The sequence below is a fragment of the Qipengyuania algicola genome (assembly GCF_042492175.1).
Taxonomy (GTDB): Bacteria; Pseudomonadota; Alphaproteobacteria; order Sphingomonadales; family Sphingomonadaceae; genus CAJXSN01.
Genome location: NZ_CP170453.1, coordinates 2,145,754 through 2,162,714, shown reverse-complemented (window position 1 = coordinate 2,162,714; position 16,961 = coordinate 2,145,754). Strand labels below are relative to the sequence as shown.

Annotated in this window: 10 protein-coding genes; 2 read left to right on the top strand and 8 right to left on the bottom strand. The window is 62.0% G+C overall.

Annotation, left to right across the window (positions count from 1 at the left end; genetic code table 11):
* Positions 1-52: 52 nt before the first annotated feature.
* The 8 genes from ACFCW2_RS10230 to ACFCW2_RS10195 form a co-directional block, all read right to left on the bottom strand.
* Positions 53-3,370 carry an autotransporter domain-containing protein gene (locus ACFCW2_RS10230; RefSeq protein ID WP_379546160.1) on the bottom strand — a complete coding sequence of 1,106 codons (3,318 nt, stop codon included), beginning with the start codon at positions 3,368-3,370 and terminating at the stop codon, positions 53-55.
* Between the two features lie 203 nt (positions 3,371-3,573).
* Positions 3,574-6,903 (bottom strand): autotransporter domain-containing protein, encoded by a 3,330-nt coding sequence (locus ACFCW2_RS10225; protein ID WP_379546158.1) that lies wholly within the window; start codon positions 6,901-6,903, stop codon positions 3,574-3,576.
* Positions 6,904-7,103: 200 nt separating this feature from the next.
* The gene (locus ACFCW2_RS10220; protein ID WP_379546157.1) at positions 7,104-7,778 is read right to left on the bottom strand and encodes a retropepsin-like aspartic protease family protein; all 675 of its coding nucleotides are present in this window, start codon (positions 7,776-7,778) and stop codon (positions 7,104-7,106) included.
* A gap of 89 nt (positions 7,779-7,867) precedes the next feature.
* Entirely contained in the window at positions 7,868-8,815 is a 948-nt protein-coding gene (locus ACFCW2_RS10215) for an NAD(P)/FAD-dependent oxidoreductase (protein ID WP_379546156.1), read from the bottom strand.
* A 3-nt stretch (positions 8,816-8,818) separates the two neighbouring features.
* A complete protein-coding gene (gene egtD / locus ACFCW2_RS10210) occupies positions 8,819-9,805 on the bottom strand; it encodes an L-histidine N(alpha)-methyltransferase (RefSeq protein WP_379546155.1) in 987 nt (328 codons plus the stop codon).
* A complete protein-coding gene (egtB, locus tag ACFCW2_RS10205) occupies positions 9,805-11,061 on the bottom strand; it encodes an ergothioneine biosynthesis protein EgtB (protein WP_379546153.1) in 1,257 nt (418 codons plus the stop codon). The genes egtD and egtB overlap by 1 nt, the downstream gene beginning before the upstream one ends.
* A gap of 137 nt (positions 11,062-11,198) precedes the next feature.
* Positions 11,199-12,572 carry a class II 3-deoxy-7-phosphoheptulonate synthase gene (locus ACFCW2_RS10200; protein WP_379546152.1) on the bottom strand — a complete coding sequence of 458 codons (1,374 nt, stop codon included), beginning with the start codon at positions 12,570-12,572 and terminating at the stop codon, positions 11,199-11,201.
* Between the two features lie 129 nt (positions 12,573-12,701).
* Positions 12,702-15,653: a M16 family metallopeptidase gene (locus tag ACFCW2_RS10195; RefSeq protein WP_379546151.1), complete on the bottom strand. Its 2,952-nt coding sequence runs from the start codon at positions 15,651-15,653 to the stop codon at positions 12,702-12,704.
* A gap of 80 nt (positions 15,654-15,733) precedes the next feature.
* Between ACFCW2_RS10195 and ACFCW2_RS10190 the strand changes: the two genes are divergently transcribed.
* Together ACFCW2_RS10190 and ACFCW2_RS10185 are read left to right on the top strand one after the other, a co-directional pair.
* Positions 15,734-16,315: a NifU family protein gene (locus ACFCW2_RS10190; protein ID WP_379546150.1), complete on the top strand. Its 582-nt coding sequence runs from the start codon at positions 15,734-15,736 to the stop codon at positions 16,313-16,315.
* Between the two features lie 19 nt (positions 16,316-16,334).
* Positions 16,335-16,943, top strand: a complete 609-nt coding sequence (locus ACFCW2_RS10185; RefSeq protein ID WP_379546148.1) for a malonic semialdehyde reductase — start codon at positions 16,335-16,337, stop codon at positions 16,941-16,943.
* The last annotated feature ends 18 nt before the right edge of the window (positions 16,944-16,961 follow it).

The window sequence follows — 16,961 nt, the reverse complement described above, 5'->3', positions numbered from 1 at the left end:
TCTCTGCGGCCCCTTTTTTTGGCTCCGATAAAGAAGCGCGGTTGCGTGTCGCTTAGAACCGGACGGTGAAGTCCGCCATGGCGCGGTCGTCGCGGTAGGCTTCGCGGCCGATGGCCGTCTCGAAGCTCGCACCGAACTGGACTGTGCCGTTGGTCAGCTGAACGCCGCCGCGCACTTCGCCCCAGCTGGTGTCACCGCCAGCGAACGGAAGAGCGATCGGAACATCGCTCGCACCGGCGAACCGGACCGTCAGACCATCGTCGCTGCCGTCAACCACGCGGACATAATCCGCCTGGACCTGCGGGATGATGCTCCACTTGCCCGTCACGCCCTGGTGACCCGCCAGTTTCGCACCAAAGCGTGCTTCCAGCTGCTCGGACTGAAGATCATCGATCTGCAGCGCCGTCTCGCCGCCCAGCTCGTTAAAGCCGCTCAGACGCGTGTTGGAATACGCCATCTGCACGCGCGGGGTCAGCGTCAGGCCCTTGCTGAGGCCGACATTCACGCCTGCCTCGGCCATCGCCGTCAGCTTGGTCATCTCGGACGCACCCAGCAGCTGATAGCTGTTGGACCCGTCAAAGCCGGAACGCGTGGTTTCCAGCTCGGCCATTTCCAGCGTGCCGACTGCGCCGACATAGGCGCCGCCGCCCAGCTGATAGGAAGCATAACCTGCCACCTGGTTCAGCTCGCTATCGGCAAAGTCACCGCCGATATTGCTGCGGCCCGATGCCCGGCCAAAGGCCACACCGACATGCAGATCATCGGCCATCTCATGCTCGATACCCATGCCGAAATAGCTGGAACGCTGACCGTCAGCTGCGCTCTCGTTCACTCCGAAGCTGTTCGCCGAGGAAATCACGCCGCCGGTGACAAAGCCGGTCACGCCTTCAGGCAGAGCCAGCTGCGCCTGGTTCGACGGAGCGAGCCCCGCAACACCCAGGCGGGTGCCCACCGACGCGCTCTCATACGAACCGTTGATCGCAGCACGCGGCGTACCGGTGATCGAAAGCGATCCGCCAGCAGCATTGCCCATCAGCGACAGACGATCCGTCACGCCCAGCGTCAATGCACGGCTCTGACGCTCCTGCATCGTCGATCCCTCGCTGTTAAAGCTCGGGGCAAGGCTCGAAAGCGTGCCTGCCAAAGTGTAGGGATCCATCACGTCGATCGAACCAAACAGATTGTACAACGTCTCGTAATGCCCCGCCTCGCGCAGGTCATCGAGCCCTTCTGCAAAGGCGTTGGCAACAGCGAAATCTTGCGGCGCAATATAATCTGCCGCCAGATCGAGATGCCCAGACAGGCTGCCCCCCCGCAGCCTGACGAAGACTCTGCTGGTGCCATAAATCACCTGTGCTTGAAGGCTTCCGAGCCGATTGTCGATCGACTGGAATTGCCCTTCGATTCCGCCGGTTGCACGAATGATCGTAAACTCTTGGCCAGCGCGCGGCGCGGCAGCAGCTGAAGGGTTGCGTAGGGTCAGCACACCGCCAGCCGATGTGGCACTGGACAGGGACGCTTGGCCAAAAACACGCAGCGAATCGTTCAGCGTATCGTTCACATCTACCAGAAACGTGCTCCCGGACGTCATGATCAAATTCCCGTCGAACAGGAATTCAGCATACAGAGTATTGGAGGCTGTGTTGCTGTCCGGCGATATTCCGCCAGGTGCCAGTACCGCCGTGGCGACGGTCGAAAAATCAGCAGTAAAGCGCCCGCGCCCTGTCACCAGTCCGGCACCGAACAGGATATCGTTCGCCGTGATCCCGCCCGTATTGATGACATTGCCGCCCATCTGCACGAAATCGCCCAGCACGCTTAGCGACCCGCTGGGCCGCACGAACAGTTCGGCATTCCCCCGGATGTCGAAGGTATCGATTTCCACGTCGATCAGCAGATTGGTCCGCCCGTCCTTGTCGAGGATGACCGAGTAATATTTCGGCGCGATTCCGTTAGCGGGATCGGCGGTGATGTTGTTCGGTACGAAACCGCTGCTGCGCGGGCCTCCCGGTATCCGAAGATAGGGGAAATTGGTTTCGACAACCGCCGCGGAATCGAAGGTCGAACATGTGCCGCCGGTGTCACAGATATCGCCCCACGCGGCACCCGCACCGGTGATGCCAGCCCCGCGCGTGGACGGAACACCGTTCACCAGATTGCCGTTGCGCTCCACCATATAGGCGGGATCAAGTTGCTGGACCCAGTGGCTGCCCTGCGCCCAGCGCCCTTCGCCCGCTTTTGCGGAAGCGTAGACCAGCGGGTTGTTCGGCACGATCACGTCCCAAAACACGTGCAGCGGCTGGTAAAAGCTGATGTCGCCGAAGTCGCTGCGCCGGCTGTCACCGTCGATATTGGTGCCGCCGGACAGAACACCGGCAATCACCGGCGTGGCCCATTTCTGGTCGACGATCAGCGGCCCTCCGGAATCGCCACCAGCGGTTACCGACTCAAAGGGCTGCGCGACATCGTCACTACCGAATATGCCGTAATCGTCGGCGCATTGCGGATCGGTGTTGCCTGCTTCGCAGGTCTGGCTGACCCAGTAGAGGTTCTGCGGGAGCGTTCCGGCAGAAAAGAAGCCTAGACCCGTGTTGCGGTTGTCGAGCGAGCCGAGCCACGAAACCAGATTCTCGCCCGCGCGGCGTCGCCAGTCGATGCCCTGACTGTCGCCCGTCGCGCCGGTGCCCGAACGGCCGTAACCCGTAACAGTGACGTGCTCTTGCCCATCCAGCGGGCTGAACAGCAGCGCCCATTTGGGAATGTCGAACGCCGGAGTATCGAGAGTCGCGATCGCAACATCGGCCTGCAGGAAGCCGCGACTGTCGCCATCGAGCGAGCGTGTATCGTACCAGACATGCTCGACATTATACACCGAGCGGGCTTCGTTGGTCTGGAAGTTGTTGCCCGACCACGTACCGACTGCGGTCGAGTTGTCGTCCTCGAACCCGAAAGCAATCGGTGTTCCTCCGGTGGCTGCGCCATATTCGTCCGCCGCACGGCTATTGACGCAGTGTGCTGCGAAAATGACCATCCGGTGGTTGACGAGACTGCCGGTGCACAGACCGAACCCACCGCTGCCACTGGACACGAACATCTGGCCGATGCCGTTGACACCCGACTGGTCGAGTACGCCGTCGGGCCCGGGTAAATTGGGGTCCTTCACACCCGGCACGACCACGGGTGCTTCGATTGGCGGCGTCTCGATGCGCAGGGTCTGCGGCGTGTTGACCACCGAGGCGCGCTCGGGAGCAACGCGCAGCATGAAGTCGTCATCTTCAAGTTCCTGCGCGTGGGCGGGAGCGGCTGCGACCATGGCGGCCATCGAGCTGGCAACAAGCAAATTGCGACGTGTGATGATGTGCTGGATCATGAGGGTCCCCTCTCAACTGTTCGGATGGACGCTATTACGTCCGTCATGACGACCCTTGTTAGTGCGCAGATTACACCTTTCCGAGCAGATTGAAAGGTCCATCCTCCGCAGTCTCTTGCCTATTCCGCACAGCAAAAAGGGGCCGCAGATTTCTCTGCGGCCCCTTTTTTTGGCTCCGATAAAGAAGCGCGGTTGCGTGTCGCTTAGAACCGGACGGTGAAGTCCGCCATGGCGCGGTCGTCGCGGTAGGCTTCGCGGCCGATGGCCGTCTCGAAGCTCGCACCGAACTGGACTGTGCCGTTGGTCAGCTGAACGCCGCCGCGCACTTCGCCCCAGCTGGTGTCACCGCCAGCGAACGGAAGAGCGATCGGAACATCGCTCGCACCGGCGAACCGGACCGTCAGACCATCGTCGCTGCCGTCAACCACGCGGACATAATCCGCCTGGACCTGCGGGATGATGCTCCACTTGCCCGTCACGCCCTGGTGACCCGCCAGTTTCGCACCAAAGCGTGCTTCCAGCTGCTCGGACTGAAGATCATCGATCTGCAGCGCCGTCTCGCCGCCCAGCTCGTTAAAGCCGCTCAGACGCGTGTTGGAATACGCCATCTGCACGCGCGGGGTCAGCGTCAGGCCCTTGCTGAGGCCGACATTCACGCCTGCCTCGGCCATCGCCGTCAGCTTGGTCATCTCGGACGCACCCAGCAGCTGATAGCTGTTGGACCCGTCAAAGCCGGAACGCGTGGTTTCCAGCTCGGCCATTTCCAGCGTGCCGACTGCGCCGACATAGGCGCCGCCGCCCAGCTGATAGGAAGCATAACCTGCCACCTGGTTCAGCTCGCTATCGGCAAAGTCACCGCCGATATTGCTGCGGCCCGATGCCCGGCCAAAGGCCACACCGACATGCAGATCATCGGCCATCTCATGCTCGATACCCATGCCGAAATAGCTGGAACGCTGACCGTCAGCTGCGCTCTCGTTCACTCCGAAGCTGTTCGCCGAGGAAATCACGCCGCCGGTGACAAAGCCGGTCACGCCTTCAGGCAGAGCCAGCTGCGCCTGGTTCGACGGAGCGAGCCCCGCAACACCCAGGCGGGTGCCCACCGACGCGCTCTCATACGAACCGTTGATCGCAGCACGCGGTGTGCCGGTGATCGAAAGCGATCCGCCAGCAGCATTGCCCATCAGCGACAGACGATCCGTCACGCCCAGCGTCAATGCACGGCTCTGACGCTCCTGCATCGTCGATCCCTCGCTGTTAAAGCTCGGGGCAAACGACGTAAGCGTGCTGGCCAGCGTGTACGGGTCCATCAGATCGACGCTGCCGAAGACATTCGACAGATTGTCATATCCGCCCGCCGCACGGATCTCGTCGAGACCCTTTGCAAACGAGTTCGCGATGGCCGCGTCGCCTGCGGACAGAGACGGGGTCGCCGTGCCCACGAAGTTCAGCAGGCTACCTGCTTCCAGCGTCACGCGGACGGTGTTGGCAAAGTAATCGACATTCGCGCCGAGGTTGCCGAGCAGGCTGACCACTTCGCCGAATTCACCGATCACACCGTCACGGGCGCGGGCAATAACGAAGCTCTGACCGTCAACCGGCTTGGCTGCAGCCGCCGGACGCCGGATGAACAGTGTACCACCATCGGTCGGAGTGCTCGACAGCGACAATGCGCCGAGGACACGGATCGAGTCGTTCATCGTATCGTTGACATCGACCGAGAAAACGCTGGCCGAGGTCAGGATCAGGTTCCCGTCGAAGACGAGATTGCCGTAAGCGGCGGTACCGCCTCCGTTGAAGAACGGATCGCGTGTGCCCGGAGCAAGCAGTGCTGCGCCGACAGTCGAGAATGCTGCCTGGAAACGACCGGTTCCGTTGACCACGCCGGCGCCGAACAGGAAGTCATTCGCCGAGATCACACCCTGGTTCGACGTGATGCCGCCGATTTGCGTGTAATCGCCGAGGATCGACAGGTTACCCATCGAGCGAACCAGCAGTTCTGCCTCACCCCCGATGTTAAACTTGTCGATTTCGTAGGACGAGCGGACCGAAGTCGCACCCGCCTGATCCAGCGTCACTTCGAAATACTGCGGACGCACACCATTGGCAGGATCGGCCGAGATGTTGTTCGGCACAAAATTCGTTGTTCCCGGGCCGTTGCGGACCTTCAGGAACGTGCCGTCGGCAACCACCTGCGCGACGGCATCGAAGGTGCCGCATGTGCTGAGGAAACAAACGTCGCCCCAATTGCCGCCATCACCGCTGATCTCCGCACCTAGGGTAGAAGGTACGCCGTTGACCAGATCGCCATCGATCTCGACCATGTAGGACGGATCGAGCTGACGGACCCAGTGACGGCTGTCGCTCCAGTTACCATCGCCGCCCTTGGTGGTGGCAAAGGTGTATGGGTTATTGGCGACGATAACCTGCCAGAAGGTGTGGAGCGGCTGATAGAAGCTGACCGTACCGAAGCTGCTGAAGACCTGTGCGCCAAAGAAGCGCGAGCCGCCCGACAGGACGCCGGCCACTACTGGGGTATCCCACTTCTGGTCGACGATCAGCGGACCACCGGAGTCGCCGCCCGCGGTCGAAGATTCGCGCGGAAGCGGAACGTCGTCGGCACCCCAGATACCAAAATCAAATTGGCCAAGGCTCGGATCGTAGGGTCGCTGGTCGGAGAAGCTGGTCCAGTACAGTTCCTGCGGAAGATCGCCGAACGGCTGCCCAAACAGGAACGTGTTGCGATCATCGAACGAGCCGAGGAACGAGACGAAGTTCTCACCAGCGCGGCGACGCCAGTCGATGCCCTGTGTATCACCGTCGAAGCCATTACCCGAACGACCATAACCGGTCACCGTGACATGCTCCTGACCGCTCAACGGCGTGAACAACAGCGCCCACTTCGGAATATCGAACGCCGGAGTATCCAGCGTAGCAATCGCGATATCGGCCTGAAGGAAACCAAAGCTACCCTCTGCGAGCGAACGCTCGTCATACCAGATGTGCTCAACGTTATAGACGTTCTGGTCAGTGAGCGTCTGACTGCCAGCATTCAGATAGCCAATAAAGCTGCCAAGCGTGTCATCGTTGAAGCCAAAAGCAATGTCGGTGCCGCCGGTCGGGTTGCCGTAACTGTCAGCGGCGCGGCTGTTCACGCAGTGAGCAGCGAAGATAACCATACGCGGGTTGACAAGCGAACCCGTGCAAAGACCGAAGCCGCCAGTGGGGCTCGCAGCCAGCATCTGGCCGATGCCGTTTACGCCAGTGTTGTCGAGCACGCCGGCGGGCGCCGGCAGGTTCGGATCGATAACGCCGGGAACGACCTTACGATAGTTCTCGACCTGGAAATCGGTTGCCTGTGCACCAGTATCGAAAACCGGTTGGGCAGGTGTGTTCACGACCGATGCCTGATCAGGCGCGATGCGGAACTGGCTTTCGTCAACTTCCTGAGCAAGTGCAGGTGCAGTTACGGTAATTGCCGCGACGGAAGTGGCGGCAAGGAGGCTACGGCGCAGCCCGGTGGCAGTCATCATCTGATATTCCCCTAATATTCAACTTGCCAAACCATCCGCTTCCGACGACTCGGCAAGACCCAAGGACGTTCACCTTACGGTTTATTCATCTTTTGGAAAGCCCCTCGAACAGCAATTTCTTGCAAAAGTAGTGTGCTAGTTATCGTTTTGTTGCGCTGCACAAATTTTCCGCATGTGCGAACGTCGCGGGAGCAGCGCTGCTAAACCCCGGTGACCAGCTCCGGCTGAGGGTTGTTGGGAGTCAGGATCAGGACGTTATCCTCTACCCGCCAGCCGGCCAACCTGCTCAGCAGGTTCATGCCGATGACATTGGTTTCACCCAGATTGGGCGCGATCACGGCATCCAGCCCGCTTGCAGCGACATTGCCGAAGCGCATTTCATCGATACTGGTCATCGACACAGTGATCGTGCCATTGGCTGTCGTCATCTGGACCGGCAGGCGCTGACGGTTCGGCTCCAGCCCTGCCGCCTCTGCTGTTGCCTGCGATATGGCCGTCAGCGTGGCCCCGGTATCGACCAGAAAATCGGCCTCCACGCCGTTGACCTGCGCCGTCAGCCAGAAATGGCCATCCTGCGCCAGCGGGACCCGCGTCTCCTCCCCCACAACCGTCTGTTCGGGCAGGCCCATGCCCGGCATGGCAATATCCAGCCGGGGATCGAGCCGGGCAACCTGCAGAACAACGGTGACCAGCACCCCTACCAGCACCAGCGTGCTGCCGGTGCGGACCAGTCTGCCGAGCGGGATCTGCCGACGGATCATCACCGCGCCCAGCCAGCCCACCAGCATCGCGCCCACCGCCAACATGAGCAGCTGGGATTGCGGGATAGCCGCAATTTGCTCGGCGGCACTATCGAATAGGGCTTTCAAATCCATCGCCCACGCATCCTAATCGCCGAGGTCTGGCGTATTCATGAATGATGTCGCCCACATTTGAGTGCCTGATGTACGAAAGTGCGTGCCACTTAACCCTCGATCGTCCGCGCCAAACTATCGCCGGAAACCCACGCGCCTTCGACACGCGGATTGGCTAGCCAGTCACCGCAAACACCCAGGCCTTTGTCCTTGTCCCATAGCATAGGCGAGGCGTTGCCTCCGTTTGCGGGCTTCTCCGCCATGGCATAGCGCCAGCGATGGGCTGCGCTATGCACGGGAACGCGCTTGGGAATCCCTGCCAACTCGCAGAACCGCGCCAGCAAAGCGACGGCGGCGGTTTCGGGGGCGAGCTCCAGAAATGTCTGCGACCATTGCGGCGAGGCGTGGATAACCCAGTGCTCGCCAGCGTCCCGTCCCGGCTTGGACGCGCCGCGCGCCGCCCATGCAATGTCGCTGTCTTGAAACACGTCGTTCAAAGGAAGCTTCTCTGCAAAGCTCGCCATCAGTGCCCAGCAGGGCTGCGATGTGCTTGCCGCGGCTTGCCCGGACCAGTCGGGGGCCGCTTCCGCCAGAAGATCGGCGGCCTGCTCGGCGGGAATGGCGACGACGACCTGCGCGAATTGCTCCGCCGGGCGGTCGCCCTCGAAGCTCAACTGCCAACATATGTCATTGCGTGAGAGCGTTTGAACGCGGGTGCCCCAATGCACTTTCAGCGCCTCGGCCATACGTCGGAGCGGCGCATTCATGCCGGGCGTGCCAACCAAAGCCTCCTTGCCGGCCGCCGGCCACGATGCGACCGCGCCGGCTTTCCGCCAATTGGCAACTGCCTCAATAAAAGCGGGATCACGCACTGTGAAATATTGCGCTCCGTGATCGAAACGCACGGTTTTCCCGTTTACCTCCGCCCGCCGCGTGGCCATCCGTCCGCCGGGACCGCGCCCTTTGTCGAACAGAACGACGGAGCGACCGCTCGCGGCCAAACGTGTGGCGCAGGCGAGTCCGGCCATGCCGGCACCAATGATCGCAATATCGCTCATGGCCTAGGGCGCTGTGCGCGGGATGGTGGCTTCGGCCAGCACGACGCTGAACCGTTCACCGCTGTCGAGCCAACGCTGCACCGGGGTCCAGCCGCCCGCCAGCAGAAGCGTGTTGGCGCTGCGGCGCTTGAATTTGTGGCTGTTCTCTGTGTGGATCGTCTCGCCCTTCACCATGGTAAAGCCCTCACCTGCGACTTCGAAGGACAGGTCGCCTTGTGCGACCAGATGCATTTCGATCCGCGCGAAATCGTCATTCCAGCGCGCTTCGTGAGAAAAGCTGCCTACCGGGATGGTGCCGCCCAGTTCCCGATTGATCCGGCGCGCCAAATTGAGATTGAATTCGGCCGTTACACCGGCCGCATCGTCGTAGGCCGCCTCCAGAACGGCGCGGTCTTTCACCAGATCCATCCCGATCAGCAATTGTGAGCCCTCGCCCAATGTCTCGCGCATCGTCCGCAGCAGATCGACCGCCGTGCGCGGGACCATATTGCCGATGGTCGAGCCGGGAAAGAAGCCAAGCTTGGGTATATCCGCCACGGCTTCTGGCAGTTCCACGCGGCGCATGAAGTCGGCCTCCACCGGATAGACCGGCAGGCTGGGAAACTTGGCCGACAGATCGGCAGCAGCAGCGCGCAGGAAGTCTCCTGCAATGTCGAGCGGTACGTAAGCAGCCGGGTCAATCGCTTCCAGCAAAAGCGGTGTTTTGACCGAGGAACCGCTGCCAAACTCCACCACTGCTCGCCCCGGCCCGATAGAAGCGGCGAATTCAGCACCACGCGCTTCCAGAATCTCCCGCTCGCTGCGCGTGGGATAGTATTCCGGAACCTTAGTAATATCTTCGAACAATTGCGAACCCGCATCGTCATACAGCCACCGCGCAGGCAGTGCCTTGGGGTTCTGGCGCAGACCCTCCAGCACGTCGGCACGAAAAGCGCGGTCGATGCCGTGATCGTCCCTATCAACCAGTTTCAGTCCGGAATTCTCGGCCATCAAATATCCTTTGCCAGCCTCAGGCCCGTGAACTGCCAGCGCTGGTGGGGGTAGAAAAAATTGCGATAGGAGGCACGGCTGTGCCCGCGCACCGTGGCGCAGCTGGCGCCCTTCAGCACGAACTGCCCGCTCATGAATTTGCCATTGTACTCGCCGACCGCGCCGGATGCAGGCTCGAAACGCGGGTAAGGCAGATAGGCACTGCGGGTGAATTGCCAGCAATCGCCGAACAGGTCGGCCGTCCCGGTCGGCGCGACCGGCCCGGCATGATCAAGCTGGTTGCCCGCTGCCGGATCGTGCGCTTGTGCTTCGTCCGGCTGCTGACCTCGCGCGATGGCTTCCCACTCGAACTCGGTCGGCAGACGCGCATCTGCCCAAGTGGCAAAGGCGTCGGCCTCGTAATAGGAGATATGGGTGACAGGCGCATACGGATCCCGTTCCTGCCAGCCCTGCAGAGTAAAGTGCTCGTCTCCGCGCCAATAGTCGGGTGAGGCGATGCGGTTTTCCTGCACCCAGCCCCATCCATCAGACAGCCACAAGGCCGCATTCTCATATCCGCCATCGGCGATGAACGCGCTCCACTCGGCATTCGTGACCAGAGTGTCGGCCAAGGCAAACGGTTCCAGCAGGACGCGGTGCCGAGGCCCTTCACAATCAAAGGCGAAACCGTCTCCATCATGCCCGATCAGCGCGATGCCGCCGGGATGTTCGTGCCAGCCGCGTTCCCGCTCAGTGGAAGCAGGCGGCGTCCCTTCCCACATCGCCGCACCCAGTGGATTGCGGGACAGCGCGTGCTTGATATCGGTCAGCAGCAATTCCTGATGCTGTTGCTCATGCGCAAAGCCCAGTTCGATCAGCGGGGCGAGCTCCTCCCGCTGAAACAAGGGCTGCATGGCCGCGTCGACATGAGCGCGCCAGTCGAGGATGTCTTGCAGGGTTGGGCGCGACAGCATCCCGCGGGCAAACCGGGCAATCCGCTCCCCTTCAGCCTCGTAATAGGAATTGAAAACGAACGGCCAGTCCTCGTTGTACAGCGCGTATCCGTCCAGATGATCGCGCAGCAGGAACGTCTCCCAGAACCACGTGACGTGCGCCAGATGCCACTTCGCTGGCGAGGCATCTTCCATCGACTGGATGGTCGCATCGCTTTCCGAAAGGGGCGCCGCCAGCGCCTCGGTCAGCGCGCGGGTGGAGCGGTATTTCCCGACAAGATCGGGGCCCGCCTCGTGAAACGGGCGGGCGGCTGTGGCAGTCATCGCTAGACCCTTCATCGGCGACCGGTCGAGGCACAACCATGAACGAGCCTGCCCGATAAGGAAAGGGGGCCTAAGGATGCATCCCCTGCCCGCCCCACTTGCGAGAAACGTGCTTTAAGCCACTGCTTTTCCAGTGCTCAGGCGGCGTCGGCCTGCGCTTCGCTCGCCGCCATCTTGAGCATGTCGGCAATGCTGAATGCCAGTTCGATCGACTGCGCCGCGTTGAGGCGCGGGTCGCAATGCGTGTGATAGCGGTCGTTCAAACCGGCATCTGTGATTGCCACGGCTCCGCCGACGCATTCGGTCACATCCTGCCCGGTCATTTCCAGATGGATACCGCCAGCATGGGTGCCTTCCGCGCGGTGGACGGCGAAGAAGCCGCGCACTTCTGCCTGTATCCGGTCGAAGGGCCGCGTTTTGTAGCCGCTGTCCGCCTTCACCACATTGCCGTGCATCGGGTCGCAGCTCCAGACCACCGGATGCCCTTCACGCTGCACAGCGCGCACGAGGCGCGGGAGGCCGGCCTCCACCTTATCGTGTCCGAAGCGGCTGATCAGCGTGATGCGACCCGGCTCGCGCGCAGGGTTGAGCGTGTCGAGCAATTTCAGCAGGTCGTCGGGCTCCAGCGAAGGGCCGCATTTCATTCCCAGCGGATTGCCCACGCCGCGCGCGAATTCGATATGCGCACTGCCCTCGAACCGCGTCCGGTCGCCGATCCACAGCATATGCGCGCTGCAATCGTACCAGTCGCCGGTCAGCGAATCGCGCCGCGCCATCGCCTGCTCGTAAGGCAGCAGCAGCGCCTCGTGGCTGGTGTAGAAACTGGTGCCCTGCAGCTGCGGCACGGTGGCCGGATCGATCCCGCAGGCTTCCATGAAATCGAGCGACTCCGAAATCCGGTCGGCTGTCTCGGCAAACCGGTCGGCCCAGGGGGAGCGGCCCATGAAATCGAGCGTCCACTGGTGGACCTGACGCAGATTGGCATAGCCACCGCCTGCAAAGGCCCGCAGCAGGTTCAGTGTGCTTGCCGATTGCAGATATGCCTTGACCATCCGCTCGGGATCGTTGCGGCGCCGGGCCGGATCGAACTCGATGCCGTTAACGTTATCGCCGAAATAGCTCGGCAACGTCACAGACCCCTGCGTTTCCGTATCCGAACTGCGCGGCTTGGCGAACTGCCCCGCCATGCGCCCAACCTTCACCACCGGCAGTTTGCCCGCAAAGGTCAGCACCACCGCCATCTGCAGGATCACGCGGAAGGTATCGCGGATATTGTTGGGGTGAAATTCGGCAAAGCTTTCCGCGCAATCGCCGCCTTGCAGCAGAAACGCCTCACCCGCAGCCACCTCAGCCAGATCGTTCTTCAGCGCGCGCGCTTCACCGGCAAAGACCAGCGGTGGATAATCCTTCAGCGTCGCCTCGGCTGCGGCCAAAGCGTCGGCATCTTCATATTTGGGAAGATGCCGTGCCTCGTGCGATTTCCAGCTGTCGGGGGACCAATTCTGCGCCATTGTCTGCCAATCTTGTCTTGTGTGCAATCGCAGCATTACCGCCCCCGCCCCCGATAGGGCAAGCGAAGGAATGGTTTAGCGGCGGCTTATCTGGCTACGGACTGTAGGCCAGACCCAAGAAGCATCAGCTTACCTGCCGGAGGTAGCGCTTACAGCTGAGGCGCTGCCTGCCTCGGCCAGATCCTGTCCTTCCGGAATAGCGGCCACCCGGTAGCCTTCACGGCCGCCGAAATATTTCGCGGCGAGGCCCTGCATTACTTCGGGCGTGGTGCGCGAATAATCGGTCAGCAGCGTGCCGAGCGAGCGAAGCCTTTCGACATCGCGGCTCGCACCCTCCAGCTGGAAAAGCCAGAACATATTGCCCGTACTGGCCCGCGTGATCAACTGGCGCAGCGGCTCTGTCACGCGTGCCAGCTCGTCAGCATCGGGCGGATTCGCCACCAGATCGGCGGCGATCTTATCGGCAGCGGTGAAGAAAGTCGGGACATCTTCCGGCTTCAGCTGGGCAACCGCGATAATCCGTCCGCCCTCCTCCATATCAACGGGCCAGGTGGAACGAACCTGCGGGGCATAGCTGGCCCCGGCCCGCTCGCGCATCTCGTCCATCAGGCGGTTGTTGAACACCGATGTCAGAATTTCGAGCTGGCGCGATTCGCGCAGGCCCGCAACACCAGCCCCGCTGGGCCAGGCGATAACCGCAGCTGCCTGATTGGCGTCACCGCGATGGCGCAGCACAGTGGTCTCGCCCGCTTCGGGGAAGTCGGAGCCGCGTGCCGCCACCTCTGCCGGGATCGGCTCGCGTTCGGGCAAGGCGCCGAAGGTGGTGCGCAGCGCTGTGACCGTTTCGTCGCGGTCGAACTCGCCGAAAATCAGCAACTCAATAGGGCCTTGCTTCAGCAGGGGCTCCCATACCTCGCGGAAACCTTCGGGAGATGTGCCTTCCAGCGCAGCAGGATCGGGCGTGGCGAAGCGCGGGTCGCGCCCCCGCAGCAGATATTCCAGATCGCGGCCGAGCAATCCGCCGGGACTGGTGGAATAGGTATCATAGGCCAGCCGCGAGGCTGCGCGCGAGCGGTTCACCGGATTGGCATCCCAGCGCGGATCGCCCAGTTTTGCCGCAAACAGATAGAGCTGGTCGGCCAGATCCTCGCCCCGCGTCTGGGCGGAGAAGGAGAACACGGCGTCCTCGATGGCGAAGTCGAAGCCCAACTTGCGGCCTGTCGCCAGCCGGTCCAGATCTTCCTGCCCGACATTGCCGAAGCCACTGCCGACCAGCGCCATTTCGCCCAGGCCCACATAGGGCGCGTCCTCGGCATCGAAGGCGCGGTAGCCTGCGCCGAAGCGGACTTTCATGGTCACACGGCCCGGCTCCGCATCATTGGGCCACAGCAATGCGGTAACACCGTTGGAAAGCTCGATCCGCTCAATATCGAGCACGCCCAGATCCTTCGAACTCACCACCACGCCCGGTTCGCCCAAGGGGGGAAGATCGTCGAAACTGATCGTGTTCTCGGCCAGACGCGCGCTGCTATCGGCAGCGGCATCCATCAGCAGTGCGGTCTGCACCGCCGCGCTGTCTGCCTCGCCAACCGATGGTGTTACATAGACCGAGCGCAGCACAGTCCCTGCGAACAGCGCCTTGGTCCGGGCCAGAACCGCTTCCGGCGTGACGCGCGGTTTCATGTCGCGGAAGACCTTCAGCACCGTGTCGGGCGAGGCCGTGGTCTCACGGATATCGACCGCCTGCACGATGTTGTCCGCCAGCCGCGATCCGGGAGCGACGTCCTGCTCCGCAACCATGGCCACGAACGCGACCTCGAACTCGGCATATTCGCGGGCGATTTCTTCTTCGCTCGGCGCAGTAGTGGTGGCATCGGCAATCACCGATCGGACATCCGCCAGCGCTGCTTTCCAGTCCTCGCTCAAGGGGGCGAAGGAGACGAACGTTGCATCGGATGTGCGGCTGACATCGTCCTGCTGAACCTGTGCGTAGAGATAGGAGCCGCCGCCGCGGGCGCGCGCTTCCAGACGCCGGTTGATGAGCGCCTGTGCAAGGCCATCCATCAGCAGACCTTCATTGTAGACGATCGTGTCGTTCACCGGCCGCCACGGCCGCGCGATTGTGTAGGTGAAAGAGCGCGGAAGATCGGGTTCGACGAGCACGGTGGTCTCCCCCACCGCCGGCGAACCGGTTGAGCCTTCGGGCGCCACAGGGTCGCCGAAATCGGGCGCAGGTTCGGGCGCGCCCTCCCCTTGCCAGTCACCAAAATACTTCTCGATCAGTCCGGCGAACACTTCGCGATCCGCGTCGCCCGCGACGGAGATCACCACATTTTCGGGACGATACCAGCGCTTGTGGAAAGCCTGCACGGCTTCAGGCGTCGCGCCGATCAAAGTGGATTCGATACCGATCGGCGAGCGTGTCGCCAGCCGTTGTCCGGCGAAAAACGTCTCGCGCGTCGCTTCGGCCACACGCTGCCCCGCCCCGCCGCGTTCGCGCTTCTCAGCCAGCACGATGGGCACTTCGGCTTCCAGATTGCGCGCCTGCAGCACCGGCTCGCGGATCATGCCCGAAAGCAGCTTGAAGCTCTCTTCCAGCTTGGCCGGGCTCGCGCCGGGCAGGTCCAGCTTATAAACCGTGTGCGTTGGGCTGGTTTCGGCATTGGTGTCGCTGCCAAAGGTCGCGCCCAGCCGCTGCCAGGTGGGAATTGCCTCGGCAAATCCGAGATATTTGCTCTCCCGGAAAAGCAGATGCTCCAGCAAATGGGCAAAGCCTTGCTCGTCATCCCGTTCGTGCAAGGACCCGGCGTCAATACGGATACGGATGCTCACCTGATCGGGCGGCACCCCGTTGCTGCGCACGGCATAGCGCAGGCCGTTATTCATATCGCCGAACAGCCATTCGCGGTCGACGGGCACATCGCTGCCTTGATAGAGCCACGGAACCTCGTTTTCCCCCTGCGCGGCCTGAGGCGCGGGAACAGGCGATGCAGCCACATCTTGCGCCATCATGGGTGACGCCAGAAGTGTGACAGGCAGAACGAAAGCAAAGGGCCGTGCGGCGCGCAAAAGGAAGCTCATAGACACAGGTATAGACAGCAAAGGGGTGAAGCACGAGTGAATAGCTTGTCCCTCGCCCCTGCCGCCCCTACATTTGGTGCATGTTCATCGAAACCGAGACCACGCCCAATCCCTCCACGCTCAAGTTCCTGCCACAGCAGCAGGTGATGGAGGCCGGTACCCGCGAGTTTACTTCGCCCGAGGCAGCCGAGGCTAGCCCGCTGGCGCAGGCAATCTTCGATACCGGCGAAGTGACCAATGTGATGTTCGGCGGCGATTTCGTCTCGGTCTCCGCCGCGCCGGGCGTCAACTGGACCGAACTCAAGCCGCAGATCGTGGCGATCCTGCTCGACCATTTCGTCAGCCATGCGCCGCTGTTTGCTGCAGGCACCGCAGGCGGTATTTCGGTGCCGCCTGAAGAAGATGCGATGGTGGTCGAAGATGATCCGGCCAATGCAGATATCGTCGCGCAGATCCACGAGCTGCTGGAAACCCGCGTGCGCCCTGCTGTGGCCAGCGACGGTGGCGACATTGCCTATCGCGGGTTTAAGGATGGGATCGTCTATCTGGGCATGCAGGGCGCCTGCGCCGGATGCCCCAGCTCCACCGCCACGCTGAAGCACGGCATCGAAGGTTTGCTGAAACATTATGTGCCGGAGGTCGTTGAAGTCCGCGCAGCATAAATTTCTCAGCGGAGTTCCAATGACCAAGCAATATCACGACAACGTCCTGCCAGGCGAAGCTCTCGACCAGATTTTCCGCGATGCACGGACCTATAATGGCTGGCTTGATAAACCTGTTTCGCAGGACCAGATCGAAGCGATCTATGACCTGATGAAGATGGCCCCCACCTCTGCGAATATGCAGCCGGGCCGGTTTGTGTGGGTCACCAGTCACGAGCAAAAGGACAGACTGGCCGAGCTGGCCTCCGACGGTAACAAAGACAAAGTGCGCGCCGCACCGGTCACCGTCATCATCGGCTACGACATCGATTTCCACGAGGAACTGCCCTGGCTGTTCCCCCATACCGACGCCAAAAGCTGGTTCGAGGGCGACGAAGAAGGCCGCAAGGAAGGCGCGTTTCGTAACTCGGCTTTGCAGGGTGCTTACCTCATCCTGGCCGCGCGTTCGATCGGGCTCGATTGCGGACCTATGTCGGGCGTCGATCTGGACGGCGTGACGAAGGAATTCTTCGCCGATCAACCTCGCGTGAAGGCCGACTGGATTTGCTCCATCGGCTATGGCGACAAGACTACGATTTTCGACCGCAGCCCGCGTCCCGATTTTGCGAAGTTCAACACAGTCGTCTGAGGTTTCGCACCTGAAACC